This is a genomic window from Acidovorax sp. GW821-FHT10E04 (genome assembly GCF_059415185.1).
Genome location: NZ_JBWKMT010000007.1, coordinates 198,648 through 214,281 on the forward strand (window position 1 = coordinate 198,648; position 15,634 = coordinate 214,281).

At 68.6% G+C, this 15,634-nt stretch carries 16 protein-coding genes and 1 pseudogene; 6 read left to right on the plus strand and 11 right to left on the minus strand.

The genetic code is table 11. The features are described 5' to 3' along the window. Window position 1: 1 nt before the first annotated feature. Genes AC07OC_RS21790 through AC07OC_RS21810 form a run of 5 tightly spaced genes read left to right on the plus strand, consistent with a single transcriptional unit; the run spans window position 2 to window position 4,636 of the window. On the plus strand, window positions 2–493 hold the full coding sequence (locus AC07OC_RS21790; protein ID WP_218297242.1) for a MarR family winged helix-turn-helix transcriptional regulator: 492 nt from the start codon (window positions 2–4) through the stop codon (window positions 491–493). Further along, the gene (locus AC07OC_RS21795) at window positions 490–1,344 is read left to right on the plus strand and encodes an enoyl-CoA hydratase family protein (protein WP_218341424.1); all 855 of its coding nucleotides are present in this window, start codon (window positions 490–492) and stop codon (window positions 1,342–1,344) included. Before AC07OC_RS21790 ends, AC07OC_RS21795 begins: the two co-directional genes overlap by 4 nt. Before the next feature lie 4 nt (window positions 1,345–1,348). Next, window positions 1,349–2,566: an acyl-CoA dehydrogenase family protein gene (locus AC07OC_RS21800; protein WP_494602219.1), complete on the plus strand. Its 1,218-nt coding sequence runs from the start codon at window positions 1,349–1,351 to the stop codon at window positions 2,564–2,566. A 4-nt stretch (window positions 2,567–2,570) separates the two neighbouring features. Further along, entirely contained in the window at window positions 2,571–4,235 is a 1,665-nt protein-coding gene (locus AC07OC_RS21805; RefSeq protein ID WP_494602221.1) for an AMP-binding protein, read from the plus strand. Further along, window positions 4,232–4,636 carry a RidA family protein gene (locus AC07OC_RS21810; protein WP_218341421.1) on the plus strand — a complete coding sequence of 135 codons (405 nt, stop codon included), beginning with the start codon at window positions 4,232–4,234 and terminating at the stop codon, window positions 4,634–4,636. The genes AC07OC_RS21805 and AC07OC_RS21810 overlap by 4 nt, the downstream gene beginning before the upstream one ends. A gap of 852 nt (window positions 4,637–5,488) precedes the next feature. Here AC07OC_RS21810 and AC07OC_RS21815 read toward each other — a convergent pair. After that, on the minus strand, window positions 5,489–6,436 hold the full coding sequence (locus AC07OC_RS21815; RefSeq protein WP_218341420.1) for an EamA family transporter: 948 nt from the start codon (window positions 6,434–6,436) through the stop codon (window positions 5,489–5,491). Between the two features lie 97 nt (window positions 6,437–6,533). Here AC07OC_RS21815 and AC07OC_RS21820 point away from each other — a divergent pair, with 97 nt between their 5' ends. Then, on the plus strand, window positions 6,534–6,998 hold the full coding sequence (locus tag AC07OC_RS21820; protein WP_218341419.1) for an Lrp/AsnC family transcriptional regulator: 465 nt from the start codon (window positions 6,534–6,536) through the stop codon (window positions 6,996–6,998). Window positions 6,999–7,028: 30 nt separating this feature from the next. Here AC07OC_RS21820 and AC07OC_RS21825 read toward each other — a convergent pair. The 10 genes and pseudogenes from AC07OC_RS21825 to AC07OC_RS21870 form a co-directional block, all read right to left on the minus strand. Beyond that, window positions 7,029–7,626 (minus strand): annotated as a pseudogene (locus AC07OC_RS21825) (phosphonate degradation HD-domain oxygenase). A gap of 14 nt (window positions 7,627–7,640) precedes the next feature. Next, complete coding sequence (gene phnE, locus AC07OC_RS21830) at window positions 7,641–8,447, minus strand: phosphonate ABC transporter, permease protein PhnE (RefSeq protein ID WP_218341417.1); 807 nt, start codon at window positions 8,445–8,447, stop codon at window positions 7,641–7,643. A gap of 37 nt (window positions 8,448–8,484) precedes the next feature. Then, the gene (phnD, locus tag AC07OC_RS21835) at window positions 8,485–9,435 is read right to left on the minus strand and encodes a phosphonate ABC transporter substrate-binding protein (protein WP_218341416.1); all 951 of its coding nucleotides are present in this window, start codon (window positions 9,433–9,435) and stop codon (window positions 8,485–8,487) included. A 79-nt stretch (window positions 9,436–9,514) separates the two neighbouring features. Beyond that, entirely contained in the window at window positions 9,515–10,378 is an 864-nt protein-coding gene (phnC, locus tag AC07OC_RS21840) for a phosphonate ABC transporter ATP-binding protein (RefSeq protein ID WP_218341415.1), read from the minus strand. A gap of 92 nt (window positions 10,379–10,470) precedes the next feature. After that, window positions 10,471–11,628, minus strand: coding sequence for an alpha-D-ribose 1-methylphosphonate 5-triphosphate diphosphatase (locus AC07OC_RS21845; RefSeq protein WP_218341414.1), 1,158 nt, complete (start codon window positions 11,626–11,628; stop codon window positions 10,471–10,473). After that, a complete protein-coding gene (gene phnL, locus AC07OC_RS21850; RefSeq protein ID WP_218341413.1) occupies window positions 11,625–12,356 on the minus strand; it encodes a phosphonate C-P lyase system protein PhnL in 732 nt (243 codons plus the stop codon). Before phnL ends, AC07OC_RS21845 begins: the two co-directional genes overlap by 4 nt. After that, entirely contained in the window at window positions 12,353–13,144 is a 792-nt protein-coding gene (gene phnK / locus AC07OC_RS21855; RefSeq protein WP_145694866.1) for a phosphonate C-P lyase system protein PhnK, read from the minus strand. Before phnK ends, phnL begins: the two co-directional genes overlap by 4 nt. 5 nt (window positions 13,145–13,149) lie before the next feature. Continuing rightward, entirely contained in the window at window positions 13,150–13,608 is a 459-nt protein-coding gene (locus AC07OC_RS21860) for a GNAT family N-acetyltransferase (RefSeq protein ID WP_218341412.1), read from the minus strand. Continuing rightward, window positions 13,605–14,525, minus strand: coding sequence for an alpha-D-ribose 1-methylphosphonate 5-phosphate C-P-lyase PhnJ (locus AC07OC_RS21865; RefSeq protein ID WP_304505102.1), 921 nt, complete (start codon window positions 14,523–14,525; stop codon window positions 13,605–13,607). Before AC07OC_RS21865 ends, AC07OC_RS21860 begins: the two co-directional genes overlap by 4 nt. Next, window positions 14,522–15,634, minus strand: a complete 1,113-nt coding sequence (locus tag AC07OC_RS21870; protein ID WP_218341411.1) for a carbon-phosphorus lyase complex subunit — start codon at window positions 15,632–15,634, stop codon at window positions 14,522–14,524. The genes AC07OC_RS21865 and AC07OC_RS21870 overlap by 4 nt, the downstream gene beginning before the upstream one ends.

The window sequence follows — 15,634 nt, forward strand, 5'->3', positions numbered from 1 at the left end:
CATGGACCTTGAAGCCCGCCTGCACGACGCCGCCCCCAGCGAGCACCCCGAGGCCCTGCGCCTGTGGCTGCGCATGCTCACCTGCACCCAGCTCATCGAAAAACAGGTGCGCAGCCACCTGCGCGCGCAGTTCGACACCACGCTGCCGCGCTTTGACCTGATGGCGCAGTTGGAACGCGCGCCCGAGGGCATGAAGATGAAGGACCTCTCGCGCCGCATGATGGTGACCAGCGGCAACATCACCGGCATCACCGACCAGCTCGTGGCCGAAGGGCTGGTGGAGCGCATGGACGTGGAAGGCGACCGCCGCGCGTACCTCGTGCGCCTCACGCCGCAGGGCCGCCAGCAGTTCATCGACATGGCGCGCCAGCACGAGCAATGGATCGTGGAGGCCTTCGCCACGCTGGGCGAGCGCGACATCAGCACCCTGCACCGCCTGCTGGGCAAGGTCAAGGAACACACCCAGAACAACTCTTTGGAGACCACGGAATGAAGCATTTCATCGGCGCGAGCAACCCCATGCGCGAGCAGTTCAACCCCCAGGCCAGCTACGTGGCCGAGCATTTCGCGTGGAGCTTCGATGCTGGCGTGGGCACTGTCACGCTCAACCGGCCGGACCGCAAGAACCCGCTCACCTTCCAGAGCTATTCGGAGCTGCGCGATTTTTTCTACGCGCTGCGGTTTGCCACCGACGTGAAGGCCATCGTCGTCACCGGCGCGGGCGGCAACTTCTGCTCGGGCGGCGACGTGCACGAGATCATCGGCCCGCTGACCACCATGACCATGCCCGAGCTGCTCGAATTCACGCGCATGACGGGTGACCTGGTCAAGGCCCTGCGCGCCTGCCCGCAGCCCGTGCTGGGCGCCATCGACGGCATCTGCGCCGGTGCGGGCGCCATGATGGCGCTGGCCTGCGACATGCGCTACGGCACCGAGGCCACGAAGACCGCTTTTTTGTTCACCCGCGTGGGCCTGGCCGGTGCCGACATGGGAGCCTGCGCGCTGCTGCCCCGCATGATCGGCCAGGGCCGCGCGAGCGAGCTGCTGTTCACCGGCCGCGCGATGACGGCGCACGAGGGCCTGGCCTGGGGCTTCTTCAACGACCTGTATGAAAGCGCCGACCTGCTGGCCAACGTGCAGGCCACGGCGCGCACGCTGGCGGGCGGCCCCACCTTCGCCCATGGCATGACCAAGACCATGCTCAGCCAGGAGTGGAGCATGACCATCGAGCAGGCCATCGAGGCCGAGGCGCAGGCCCAGGCGATCTGCATGCAGACCGAAGACTTCCGACGCGCGTACGAGGCGTTTGCCGCCAAGCAAAAGCCCGTGTTCCAGGGGGATTAAGAGCATGCACGTCGCCACTCCACCCGCCCCCTGCCCGCCCTCCACGGCGCACCTGGCCCTGCCCTTCTTCGACGACGCCCACCGCGCGCTGGCCGAGGGCCTGGTGCCCTGGGCCGCCGCCCAGCAGGTCGATGAGACCGACGACCGCGCCGCCTGCCGCGACTGGGTGCGGCGCCTGGGCGCGGACGGCTGGCTGCGCTACTGCGTGCCCGCCGCACAGGGCGGCGCGCTGCCCGCGCTCGACTCGCGCGCACTGGTGCTGCTGCGCGAGACACTGGCCTACCACTCGCCGCTGGCGGACTTTGCGTTCGCCATGCAGGGCCTGGGCAGCGGCGCCATCACCCTGGCCGGCAGCCCGGCGCAGCAGGCGCACTACCTGCAGGGCGTGGCGCGCGGCGAGCTGATCGCGGCGTTCGCGCTCAGCGAGCCCGAGGCAGGGTCCGACGTGGGCGCTATGCAAACAGTAGCTACCAGCGCTTATCCATCAAGTGCTAGCGGCCAAAAAGACTCATATTCCCTCACCGGCACCAAGACCTGGATCAGCAACGGCGGCATTGCAGACTTCTACTGCGTGTTCGCCAAGACCGACCCCGCCGGCGGCACGCGCGGCATCAGCGCCTTCATCGTCGATGCGGACACGCCGGGCCTCGACGCCTCGCGCCACATCCACGTGATGGCGCCGCACCCGCTGGCCACGCTGCAGTTCAGCAACTGCACCGTGCCCGCCACTGCCCTGCTCGGCGAACTGCACGGCGGCTTCAAGCTGGCCATGCGCACGCTCGATATCTTCCGCGCATCGGTGGCGGCTGCGGCCCTGGGCATGGCCCGCCGCGCATTGGCCGAGGCCGTGCACCACGCGCGCCAGCGCCGCATGTTCGGCCAGACGCTGGCGGACTTCCAGCTCACGCAGGCCAGGATCGGCGAGATGGCCGCGCTGGTGGACAGCGCCGCGCTGCTCACCTACCGCGCGGCCTGGCTGCGCGACGAGGGCGAAAAACGCGGAGGCACCCGCGTCACTGCCGAAGCCGCGATGGCAAAAATGACCGCCACCGAAAACGCCCAGCGCGTGATCGACATGGCGCTGCAACTGCACGGCGGGCGCGGCGTGGAAGTGGGCAGCAAGGTCGAGTCGCTGTACCGCGACATCCGCTCGCTGCGCATCTACGAAGGCGCCACCGAAGTGCAGCAACTCATCATCGGCAAGGCCGTCCTGCAGGAGTGATCCCATGAAAGCCGCATCCGCCCAGCCCGACCATTTCGTGCACGACCGCCTGCCCCCGCCCGGGGCCTGGCCCACACTGCGCTACGACCTGCCGGAGCAGCAGATCCCCGAGCAGGTCAATCTCGTGCACGCCCTGTTCGATCAGGCCGAGCGCGCGGGCAACATCGACCGGCCCCTGCTGCGCGGCCCGCACCGCACATATACCTACCGCGACGCCTGGACCGAGGCCGCGCGCATCGCCGAGGTGCTCACGCAGGACCACGGCCTCGTGCCCGGCAACCGCGTGCTGCTGCGCGGCGGCAACACGGTGGAGATGGCGCTGGCCTGGCTGGGCACCGTCTACGCCGGGCTGGTGGCGGTGGCCACCATGCCGCTGCTGCGCACGGGCGAACTGGCCAGCATCATCGAGCGCGCCCAGCCCACGCTGGCGCTGTGCGATGGCCGCCTGCTGGCCGAGCTGCAGGCGGCGCAGGCGCAGCACCCGGTGCTCGCCGCCATCGTGCCCTTCCACACCGCGCCCGACGCGGCCGACCTCATCCAGCGCGCCCAGGACAAACCCGGCACCACACCGCACTGCCCCACGGCGGCGGACGACATCGCTCTCATGGCCTTCACCTCCGGCACCACGGGCGCGCCCAAGGCCGCCGTGCACACCCACCGCGATGTGCTGGCCGCCTGCGAGGCCTGGCCGCGCCACGTGCTGCGCGCCACGCCCGACGACATCGTGGCCGGATCGCCGCCGCTGGCCTTCACCTTCGGCCTGGGCGGCCTGCTCGTGTTTCCGATGTGGGCCGGGGCCAGCGTGTACTTCCCGGACCAGCCCTACACGCCCCAGACCATGGTGACGCTGATGCGCGACGCGGGCGTCACCATCTGCTACACCGCGCCCACCTTCTACCGGCAGATGGCGCCGTTCGCCCAACAGATCGGCCTGCCCCAGCTGCGCATCTGCGTGAGCGCCGGCGAGGGCCTGCCCGACGCCACGCGCCAGCTGTGGAAGGGCGCCACCGGCATCGACATGACGGACGGCATCGGCGCCACCGAGATGTTCCACATCTTTGTATCGTCGGCGGGCGGCGAAACGCGCCCCGGCGCCATCGGCAAGGTCGTGCCCGGCTACACCGCCAAGGTGGTGGACGACGATGGCCATGAGGTGCCACGGGGCACCGTGGGCAAGCTCGCCGTCATCGGCCCCACGGGCTGCAAGTACCTCGACGACCCGCGCCAGGCCAAGTACGTGAAGGACGGCTGGAACTATCCCGGCGACGCGTTCACGCAGGACGCCGACGGGTACTTCTTCTACCAGGCGCGCGACGACGACATGATCATCACCGCCGGCTACAACGTGGGCGGCCCCGAGGTGGAAGACGCCCTGCTGCGCCACCCCGCCGTGGCCGAGTGCGGCGTGATCGGCGTGCCCGACGAGGAGCGCGGCATGGTGGTCAAGGCCATCTGCGTGCTCAAACCCGGCCACACGGGCGACGCGGCCATGGTCAAGACGCTGCAGGACCATGTGAAAGCGACCATCGCCCCGTTCAAGTACCCGCGCGTGGTGGAGTTCGTCACGGCCCTGCCCCGCACCGAGACCGGCAAGCTGCAGCGCTTCAAGCTGCGCCAGGGCGCCGTCGCCGCCACGACCACCACACCCTCCTCGACCAAGACACCATGAAGAACACCCTTTTGCAACCCGAAGGCTGGGTGACCCCCAAGGGCTACGCCAACGGCGTGGCCGCGCGCGGCACGATGGTCTTCACCGGCGGCCAGATCGGCTGGAATGCGCAGCAGCAGTTCGAGAGCGATGATTTCATCGACCAGACCCGGCAGACGCTGCTGAACGTGCGTGCGGTGCTGGAGGCCGGCGGCGCGGGGCCCGAGCACCTGGTGCGGCTGACCTGGTACGTGGTGGACCGCAAGGAATACAACGCACGGTTGAAGGAGCTGGGCGCGGTGTACCGCGAGGTGCTGGGGAAAAATTTTCCGGCGATGGCGTGTGTGCAGGTGGCGGGGTTGATGGAGGAGCGGGCGAAGGTGGAGATCGAGGCGACGGCGGTGGTGCCGGATGCCGGGTGAGCGATATCTTTGCAACGGGATTGGAAGGCAAATCATCGGTTTGCGCCTGTCCTTCAATCGCTGTTAGCTATTGTTCTTATAGTTCACGCCATGCCTGAGTGAAGGGCGGAGGCCGGGATGTCGCCCCGGCGGGCGAGGTACTTGTTCTTTGCTTCGCCAAAGAAAAGTACCCAAAAGAAAGGCGACCCACAGTCTGCGACCCCTGCGCTTCGCTGCGGGGCAAACCTGCGTCGGTGCGGTTGCGGGGTGCGCCGTGGAACTCGCTGTGCGCTGGCGCGCGCCGCTCGGACAACCACGGCGAGTCAGAGCACGAGGCATGGGCACTGCGGTGCCCATGCTCACCCCGCAACCGCCCCGCCGCAGGCGCAGCCAGATGGGGGTGGGGAGCGAACAGCCAAACAGCCATACGGGCCATCGCTGCGCTTGGCCACGCCTGCGCAGCGCGTGGCGCTTGCGCCCGCGAGATGGGGCCGAGCGCAGCGATGGCCCGAAGGGATGTCCGATTTGTGGGTTCCCTTCTGGATGCGCCTGGGGCGCACAGGGCGCGGGGTGGCATGTGTGCCGAAGGACACACATGCTTCGTGAACTGACTCACCGCAGTTGTCCGAGCGGAGCGCCAACGGCGCGCAGCGAGTTCTGCGGTGCACCCCGTGACCGAGCACCCCAGGTTGCCCCGCAGCGAAGCGAAGGGGTCGCAGACAGCAGGGTCGCCTTTTCTTTGGTGACTTTCTTTTGGCGAAGCAAAAGAAAGTCACTGCGCCGCCGGGCGCACACCCCGGCCTCCGCGCTCAACCGAGGCACACCACCAACTACAAACCAACAGGCAACAACCAACCCTTATTACCCAGCCAGCTATCCAGCCCGATACCCCACCCACGACGCCCTCCGCGCCACCCACCACCCCTGCAACGCCTTGCCATACAAAATCAACACCAGCGCCGCCCCAATCAAAGGCAACGCCGCAAACACCCACCCCGTCAGCAACTCACCCCCCAGCGCCACCCCCACCAGCAACGCCACCGCCGGATTCACGAACGAATAGCTCCCCGCCAGCGCGGCCGACGTGTTCTGCAGCAGCCACAGGTATGCATTGAGCGCCACCAGCGTGCCAAAGACCAGCAGGTACACCCACGCCGCCCACGACCGGGCGCTCACCTGCCCCAGCGCGCTCACGGGCTCGAAGCACAACGCGGCCACCAGTCCCATCGCGCCGCCCACCAGCCACTGCGCCGCAGCCGCCATGGCCGGCGCGGGCAGCGACAGCTTGCGCGATGCGTACGAGCCCACGCTCCAGCACAGCGGCGCGCCAAAGGCCAGCACGGCCCCCAGCCAGGTGGCGGAAAAGTCGCCCTCCATCGCCAGCAGCAATGCGCCCACCACGCCCAGCGCCAGGCCGATCCAGCTGGTGGCCGGCACGCGTTCGCCGCCCCAGTGCGTCCACAGCGCCAGCCACATGGGCATGGTGGTGACCACGGTGGCCATGAGGCCGGAGCCGATGCCCAGCTTCTGCGCAAAGCCCACGAGGTTCATCGCGAGGAAGACCATGAGGGCGCCGACGATGGCCGAATTGCGCCACTGCGCGGCCGTGGGCAGCGCATGCCCTTGCCACAGGGCCACCAGCAGCATCACGCCGCCCGCGCACAGAAAACGGATGGCGCTCATGAACAGCGGCGGCATGGTCTGCAGCGCGATGCCGATGGCGAAATAGGTGGTGCCCCACACCACATAGACCAGCAGCAGGGCCACGGCCACCGCCCAGGTGCGCTGTGGGCGGGCTTGCGCATTGAAAATCGCCGGCATATTCTTCACCTTACCGAATAATTTATGGAAACCGCGAGGTTTTCGGAATTTTTACCAAAATCAGGCGGCTATGCAAGCAAATATTCAGACAGATGACATGGACGCCAGAATTATTTCGGCATTGGGTGCGGATGGCCGACGTTCCTATGCCGATGTGGGCGCCGAGGTGGGGCTGTCCACCGCCGCGGTGCACGAACGGGTGAAGAAGCTGCTGGACAAGGGCGTGATCCGCCGTTTTTCGATCAGCGTGGACCCCGAGCGCGTGGGCCTGAACTTCACGGCGTTCGTGGCCATCCGCAACGATGGCGGCATCCACTGCCGCGACGTGGCGCCGCGCCTGCGCGCGATGCCGCAGGTGGAAGAACTGCACAGCGTGGCGGGCGAGTACGACTTTCTGGCCAAGGTGCGCACCACCCACGCGCGCGCGCTGGAAGACGTGATCTACGAAATCAAGGCCATCGCGGGGGTGGCGCGCACCACCAGCACCGTGGTGCTCAACACCGAGTTCGAGGACCGGCCGCTGGACCTGGGGTGGATGGGCAGCGGCAAGGCCCCGCCCTGACGCGGGACACTGCCCGGCCCACCCGCCAGGTCAGCGCACCCACGCGGCCGAGCAGCGGTACGGGTAGGCCACAGACTTTGCCTGGGCAGGCGCATGGGCCACACGGCCCATCAGCGCCACATAGTGCTCCAGGGCCGGCGTCGGCAGGCCAGGCACCTTGGCATGGTCGTCGTAGCGGCGCAGGCGAATGGCCTCCTGGGCAAAAGGCAGGGCTTCGAAGCGCATCGCCTCCTGCGCCGTGAAAGGCCCCCCCTGCAGGGCCAGGCTGTGCCGCGACGCGGGCGAGAGCGTCTCCCGGTAGCCCGGCTCCAGGGTGCACAGGTAGCGCTTGGCGTCCACGTGCAGGCGGATGGGCTCCAGCACCGCATCGGGCAGCAGGCCGCGCAGGAACGGGAGGGCCATATACTGGTGCAGGTCGTCCTGTGCGGCCGCATCGCCACCGGGGCGCCAGCAGGTGCCCCAGGTCATGCAGCAGGGCGGCCACCACCGTGGCGGGGGTCTCGCCGGATTTCTCTGCCCATTGCGCGCACTGCAGCGCGTGCTCCAGCTGGCTGACGGCCTCGCAGCCGTACTGATGGATGCCCCGGGTGGCCAGCAGGTGGGCGATGTCTTCAAGGCTCAATGCCACGGTGCGCCCCTGTGTCAGACCAGGGCCTTGCGGATGCGCGCCGACACCACGTCGATCGCGCTCACGGTGACCACGATGATGAGCATCACCGCGCAGGTCTCGGCGTACTGGAAGCCGCGGATGATCTCCCACAGCACCACGCCGATGCCGCCGGCCCCCACCATGCCCACCACCGAGGCAGAACGCACGTTGGCCTCGAAACGGTAGAGCGTGTAGGAAATCCACAGCGGGGTCACCTGGGGGATCACGCCGTAGATGATCTCGTGCAGCGCGCTCGCGCCGGTGGAGCGGATGCCCTCCACGGGCTGCGGGTCGATGGCCTCGACCGCCTCGGAGAACAGCTTGGCCAGCGTGCCGGTGGTGTGGATCCACAGCGCCAGCACCCCCGCGAACGGGCCCAGGCCCACGGCCACCACGAAGAGCATGGCGAACACCATCTCGTTGATGGCACGGAAGGCGTCGAGCACGCGGCGCACCGGCTGGTTCACCCACCACGGCGCGATGTTGGACGAGGCCAGCAGCGCCAGCGGCACGGCCGTGACCACCGCGAGCGCCGTGCCCCACAGCGCGATCTGCAACGTGACCAGCATCTCCTGCACGTAGATCTGCCACTGCGAGAAATTGGGCGGAAAGAACTCGGCCGCGTACTGGGCCATGTTGCCCGAATCCTTGACGAGGTCGAGCGGGCGCATGTCGGCGCCCTTCCAGGAGGCGGCCAGCACCACCAGCAGGATGCCCCAGGAGAGGTACCAGGCGAGGCTGCGCTTGGGCGCGGCGGTGCTCGCCAGGGTCGCGAGCGAAGGGGTCAATGCGGAAGACATGGTGGGGGCTGGCCGGATGCGTTGCGTGCTTGCGTGTTTACTTCAGGGACGCCAGCTGCTGGTCGATCTCGGCCAGGCGGGTCTTCTTGTCGGCGTCGGCCAGCGTGGCATCGGCCTCGATCTTGTTGCGCTTGCCGAACAGGTCGAGCTGGCGAATGGGCGTGAGCTGCGCATTGGTGGATGGCTTGAAGCCCGAGAGCTTGGAGATCTTCATGACGATCTCCTTCTCGCGCGCATCGGTCTTGGCGTAGTTGTAGAAGAAGTCCTTGATCTTGGCCTTGAGCGGCTCGGGCAGGTCCTTGCGGATCACCATGGGATCGAGCGGGATCAGGGGCGATGTCCAGATGACCTTGATGTCCTTGAACTTCTCGGGCTGGCGCTCCTTGAGCTTCTCAAGGTTTTCGCTGTTGTTGGTGGCCACGTCGACCTGCTTGTTGGCCACGGCCAGGGCGTTGGTCTCATGGTTGGCGCTGCGCGCGATCTTGAAGTGCGTCTTGGCGTCGACCTTGTTCTGCGCGAAGGCGTAGTAGCCGGGCACCAGGAAACCCGAGGTGGAGTTGGGGTCGCCGTTGCCGAAGCTCAGCGACTTGCCGTTCTTGAGCACGTCGTCCAGCGAATCCAGGGGGCTGTCCTTGTGCACGATGAGGTGCGAGTAGTAGCCCTGCGTGCCATCGGCGTTGACCATCTGCGCGAACACTTCACCATTGGCGCGGTCCACCGCCTCCATGGCCGACTTGTTGCCCAGCCATGCCACCTGCATCTTGTTGAAACGCATGGCTTCGATGAGGCCCGCATAGTCAGACGCGAAGAAGGCGTTGATCTTCAGGCCCGTCTGCTTGGCCATGTCGTCCAGCAGGGGCTGCCAGTCGGCCTTGAGGTTCTGCGAGGCTTCGGTCGAGATCATGCCGAAGTTGATGGCGTCCTGGGCGAGGACGCCCGTGGCCAGGCCCAGGCCAAGGGCCAGGGTTGCGCAGAATTTCTTGATCATGGAAGGCTCCGGAAGGTGAAAGCGGGAGGGGAGAAAGGCAAAAACGAAGGGCGAAGAGACAGGGGACGGCGGGCAGGCCTCAGGCAGCCTGCGCCAGCGGCTGTGCGGCCCAGCCGGGGGTCGGCGCCTGCGCCGGTGCGGGCACCACGGCCAGGGGCAAGGTGGCGCCCAGGATCTCGTCGGCCTGCACGCCATACAGCTCGCGCAGCAGGGCGGGTGTGAGGGCGGCCGAGGGGCCGTCGTAGACCACACGGCCCTGGTGCAGCGCGACCACGCGGGAGCAGTACTTGATGGCCACGTCCACCTGGTGCAGCGAGACGATGACGGTGCTGCCGTCCTCGCGGTTGATGCGCGCCAGGATGTCCATGACCTTGCGCGAGGATTCGGGGTCCAGCGAAGCGATGGGCTCGTCGGCCAGCACCACCCTTGCGCCCTGCACCAGGGTGCGCGCAATGGCCGCACGCTGCTGCTGCCCACCCGAGAGAGTGGACGCACGCTGCGCATGGCAGTCGGCGATCCCCACGCGGGCCAGGGCCTCGAGAGCCAGGGCGCGCTCATGCGGGCGGAATACGCGCAACCAGCCGCGCCATGGGGGCGTGCGGTGCAGCAGGCCCACCAGCACGTTCATCATCACCGGCAGGCGGTCCACCAGGTTGAACTGCTGGAACACGAAGCCCACCTGCGAGCGCACCTTGCGGATATCGCGGTGGATGCGCCCGCCCTGCTGCACGCAGCGGCCATCGACCTCGATCAGCGAGCGGCTGTCGCCATCGGCCACCACCAGGCCGGCCACATGGCGCAGCAGCGTGGACTTGCCCGAGCCCGAGGCGCCGATCAGCGCCACCATCTCGCCGGCATGCACCGTGAGGTCGATGTCGCGCAGCGCGTGCTTGCCGTTGGCGAAATGCTTGTTCAGTTGTTCGATGCGCAGGGCAATGGGCATGGCGGATTCCAAGTCGTCTATACAAATGCAGTGTGGAAGGCGGCTGTGACAGTGCCTTGACAGTTGCGGGAAATTTGCATGTCAGGCTACGTTCAGAGCACGCGCTGCCCTTCGCGCCAGACACCGCGCACCACGGCCTGCTGTGAGCCATCGGGCAGCTCGGCCATGTGCACCTGGACCAGGTCGGCGCGCAGGCCCGCAGCCAGCTCGCCTCGGTCCTGCATGCCCGACGCGCGTGCCGGGTTGCGCGTGACGGTGGCCACGGCCTCGGGCAGCGTGAGGATGCCGTCGTGGACGAGGCGCATCACCGCGCTCAGCAGGCTGCCGGGCACGTAGTCCGACGAGAGGATGTCCAGCAGGCCCTGGCGTGCCAGGTCGGCCGCCGCCACGTTGCCCGAATGCGAGCCGCCGCGCACCACGTTGGGCCCGCCCATCACGGTGAGCAGGCCGCGCTCGCGCGCGGCCCTTGCCGCCGCCAGCGTGGTCGGGAACTCGGACATGCCCGCGCCTTCGGCATGGGCCTGCTCGACGTGCGCCACCGTGGTGTCGTCGTGACTGGCCAAGGCGATGCCATGGGTGCGGCAGTAGTCCACGAAGTAGGCACGGTGCGGCTCGGCGTACTGCGCCTGCAGGGTGGCGGCATGCTGCACCTGGCGCTCGAACTTCTCGCTGCTCCAGCCCTTCTTGCCGGTGTAGTAGGTGCGCGCCTGCTCGATGTTCTCCCACTGGCGCTGGCCGGGGGTGTGGTCCATCAGCGAGATCAGCGACAGCCGCGGGTGGCCCTGGAAGGGGCCGAACAGGGCGATGGTGTTGGGCGCGGGCAGCTCGCAGCGCACGTGCAGGTGGTGGTCGGCGCGCAGCAGGTTGCGCTCGGTGCAGGTGTCGATGGTGTCGAGCACGCGGTTCCAGGCGCTGCCGCGCAGGCTGTCCACGTCGGCCTCGCCCACGCCCAGGGCGTCGAGCACGGTGGTGATGCCGGCGGCGGCGATCTCGGCATCGTGCGCGAGCAACGCAGGCATCTCGGCCCACTGCACCTTCGGGCGCGGCATCAGGTGGCGCTCGAAGTTGTCGGTGTGCACCTCCACCAGACCGGGCAGCAGGTAGTCGCCCCCGAGGTCGATGCCCTGCAGCGCGGCGGTGCCGCCCGAGGCCAGGGCGGCTATGCGCCCGCCCTGCACCGAGAGCGAGCCCTGCACCACCTCGCCGGGCAGCACCATGCGAGCGTTGTGAAAGACCGCAGCAGCGCTCATGCGGCCACCCCGCGGAAGTCAGCCACGTTCACGCGGCGCGTGGCGACGGCGGCACCCACGTGCGCGTCGTGGAAGATGCCGACCAGGGCGGCGCCGCGCGCCACCGCCTCGCCGATCAGGGCGATCACCGTGTCGGTGTTGGCGGCGTCGAGCGATGCCGTGGGCTCGTCGAGCAGCAAGAGGGGCTTGGGCTTGATCATGTTGCGCGCGATGTTGATGCGCTGCTGCTCGCCGCCCGAGAAGGTGGCGGGCGGCAGGTGCCACAGGCGCTCGGGGATGCGCAGGCGGGTGAGCCACTGGCGCGCGGTCTCGCGCGCGGCTTCCAGTGCGTGGACGTCGTCGCCCGCGTCTTCGGCCAGGGGTTCGGCCACCACGTCGAGCGCGCTCACGCGAGGGATCACGCGCAGGAACTGGCTCACGTAGCCCACGGTGTCGCGGCGCAGTTGCACCAGCGCGCGCGGGCTGGCCTGGGTCACGTCCACCGCCGGGCCGCTGGCGGGCTGCACGGTGATGCTGCCCGCGTTGGCGCGGTAGTTGGCGTAGATCATTTTCAGCAGCGTGCTCTTGCCCATGCCCGAGGGGCCGTCGAGCACCACGCATTCGCCCGCGCCGACGGTAAGGTCCACGTTGCCGAGCACGGGCAGCTCGATGCCGTTCTGGTGGTGCAGGGTGAAGCGCTTGGCCACGCCCTTGAGCTCCAGGATGGGTGGGTGGGTGTTCATCATCATGGTTGCAGTACCGAGGAAACGAGGAGCTGGGTGTAGGGGTGCTGCGGGTCGTCGAGCACCTGGTCGGTCAGGCCCGACTCGACCACGCGGCCGCGCTGCATCACCACCATGCGGTGCGCCAGCAGGCGGGCCACGGCCAGGTCATGCGTGACCACGATGGCGGCCAGCTGCATCTGCCGCGTGAGCTGGCGCAACAGGTCCAGCAGGCGCGCCTGCACCGACACGTCCAGGCCCGAGGTGGGTTCGTCCATGAACACCAGGCGCGGCTGGGTGACCAGGTTGCGCGCGATCTGCAGGCGCTGGCGCATGCCGCCCGAGAAGGCGCGCGGCGCGTCGTCGATGCGGCTGGCATCGATCTCCACGCGCTGCAGCCATTCGGTGGCGGTGGCGCGCAGCCGGCCGTAGTGGCGCTCGCCCAGGCCCATGAGGCGCTCGCCCACATTGGCGCCGGCCGAAACGTCCATGCGCAGGCCGTCGGCCGCGTTCTGGTGCACGAAGCCCCAGTCGGTGCGCGCCAGCAGGCGCTGCTGTGCCTCGCCCATGGCCAGCACGTCCTGCAGCGTGCCGCTGCGGTCCTGGAAGTGCACGCTGCCCGCATCGGGCCGGCTGCGTGCGGCCACGGCGTTGAGCAGGGTGGACTTGCCCGAGCCGGACTCGCCGACCACGGCCAGCACCTCGCCGGGCCACAGGTCGAACGAGGCATCCTGCAGCGCGACGCGCTGGCCATAGCGCTTGCCGATGCCGCGCACGCTGAGCAGGGGGGTGGGGGATGAAAGGGTGGCGTCCATGGCGATCAGGGTTCGATGGAGAAGCTCAGGCCATGCTGCGCAAAGCCCAGGGATTCATAGAAGGCATGCGCATCGGTGCGCTTGCGGTGGGACGACAGGGCCAGCTTGTAGCAACCGACCTCGCGCGCCAGCTGCACGGCGTGGGCCATCATCTGGCGACCGATGCCCTGGCCCTTGCGGTCGGCGGCCACCACCACGTCCTCGACGACGGCCGAAGGCGCGCCCCGGTGGGCCAGGTTGTGCATGACCAGCAGGGTGTAGGTGCCGACCACGTCGGCGCCCGACCCGGTGCTCTCGCAGGCCACCCACAGCCGGTAGCTCGGGTAGGTGCTGAACTGCACCAGCATGGCCCGGGCCTCCTCCAGCGTGAGCACGTGCTCGGGGCTGTCCTCGATGCCCTGGTACAGGGCCAGCACCTCGTCGAGATCGGCCTCGGTGGCTTCGCGCAGGATCACGGTGCTCATGCGGGCGCCCCTTCGGACACAGTTGCCGCCGCCGCGGCAGCCTGGCGCTCCTGGCAGTAGTCCGAGTCGGAACAGACATGCATGCGCGTGCCCTGGTCGTCGGTGATGACCTCGTCGAGGAAGCTGTCCGTGGCGCCGCACAGGGCGCAGCCGCAGTCCCAGCGCTGCACCTCGAAGGGGTGGTCCTCGAAGCCCAGGCTTTCCACCGGCGTGTAGGGCGGCACGGCGTAGATGCGCTTTTCGCGGCCCGCGCCGAAGAGCTGCAGCGCCGGGTTCATGTGCATCTTGGGGTTGTCGAACTTGGGGATGGGCGACGGCGCCATCACATAGCGGCCATTGACCAGCACCGGGTAGTCGTAGGTGGTGGCGATGTGGCCGTAGCGCGCGATGTCCTCGTAGAGCTTGACGTGCATGAGCCCGTACTCGGCCAGGCCGTGCAGGGTGCGTGTCTCGGTCTCGCGCGGCTCCAGGCGCTGCATGGGTTCGGGCACCGGCACCTGGTAGACCAGCACCTGGCCCTCGGTCAGCGGCGTCTCGGGGATGCGGTGGCGCGTCTGGATCAGCGTGGCCTCGGTGGTGCGCGTGGTGGTGGCCACGCCCGTGGTGCGCTCGAAGAAGCGGCGGATGTTGACGGCGTTGACCGTGTCGTCCGAGCCCTGGTCGATGACCTTGAGGCAGTCGTCAGGCCCGATGATGGCCGCCGTGACCTGGATGCCGCCCGTGCCCCAGCCATAGGGCAGCGGCATCTCGCGCGAACCGAAGGGCACCTGGTAGCCCGGAATGGCCACGGCCTTGAGGATGGCCCGGCGGATCATGCGCTTGGTGCGCTCATCCAGGTAAGCGAAGTTGAAGTGGCCGTCCGTGGCTGCGGCATCGGCCGGCAGGCCCATCAGTGCGGGCTCGTGGGGCGCGTTCATGCGTCGTCTCCTTCGGGGGTGTCGTCGGCAGGGGCTGTGGCCGCGGTGGCACGCATGCGGCGCACCAGCTCCAGCTCGGACTGGAAGTCCACGTAGTGCGGCAGCTTCAGGTGCTGCACGAAGCCCGAGGCTTCCAGGCTGTCGCTGTGCGAGAGCACGAACTCCTGCATCTGCGCGGGCGACTCCACCGGCTCGCCCAGCTCGTCGGCGCGCAGGGCGCGGTCCACCAGGCTCATGGCCATGGCCTTGCGCTCGCTGTGGCCGAAGGCAAGGCCGTAGCCGCGCGTGAACTGCGGCGGCTGCTGCTTGCTGCCCGCGAACTGGTTGACCATCTCGCACTCGGTGAGCTCAATGTCGCCGATGGAGATGGCAAAGCCCAGTTCCTCGGGCACGACTTCCACCGCCACCGTGCCCAGGCGCAGCTCCCCGACGAAGGGGTGCGAATGCGCGTAGCCGCGCTGCGTGGAATACGCCATGGCCAGCAGAAAGCCCTCGTCGCCGCGCGCCAGGTTCTGCAGGCGTGTCGCTCGATTGGCCGGAAAGCGCAGCGGCTCGCGCGTCAGGTCGGCGGGGGCCGGATCGCCTTCAGGGATGGGGCGGGTCTCGATCAGCCCTTCCTGGTTGAGCAGGTCCACCACGCGCGGCGTGGTGGCGGGCGCATCGGTCAGCAGTGCGGGCACTGCGGCGGCGGGCGCATCGCCCCGCGCGAGCAGCGTGAAGTCAAGCAGGCGCTGGGTGTAGTCGTAGGTGGGGCCGAGCACCTGGCCGCCAGGCAGGTCCTTGAAGGTGGCGGAGATGCGCCGGGTGAGCGCCATGCGCGCCGTGTCCAGCGGCACCGTGGTGCCCAGGCGCGGCAGCGTGGCACGGTAGGCACGCAGCAAAAAGATGGCTTCCACCAGGTCGCCCGCGGCCTGCTTGATGGCCAGGGCCGCGAGCTCGGGGTCGTAGACCGAGCCTTCGGTCATCACGCGGTCCACGGCCAGCTTGAGCTGCGCACGGATCTGCGCCACCGAGAGTTCCGGCTCGGCCGTGTCGCCCCGGCGCTGCTCGGCCAGCAGGCGGTAGCTGTTGAGGATGGCGGTTTCCCCGCCCTTGACGGCAACGTACAT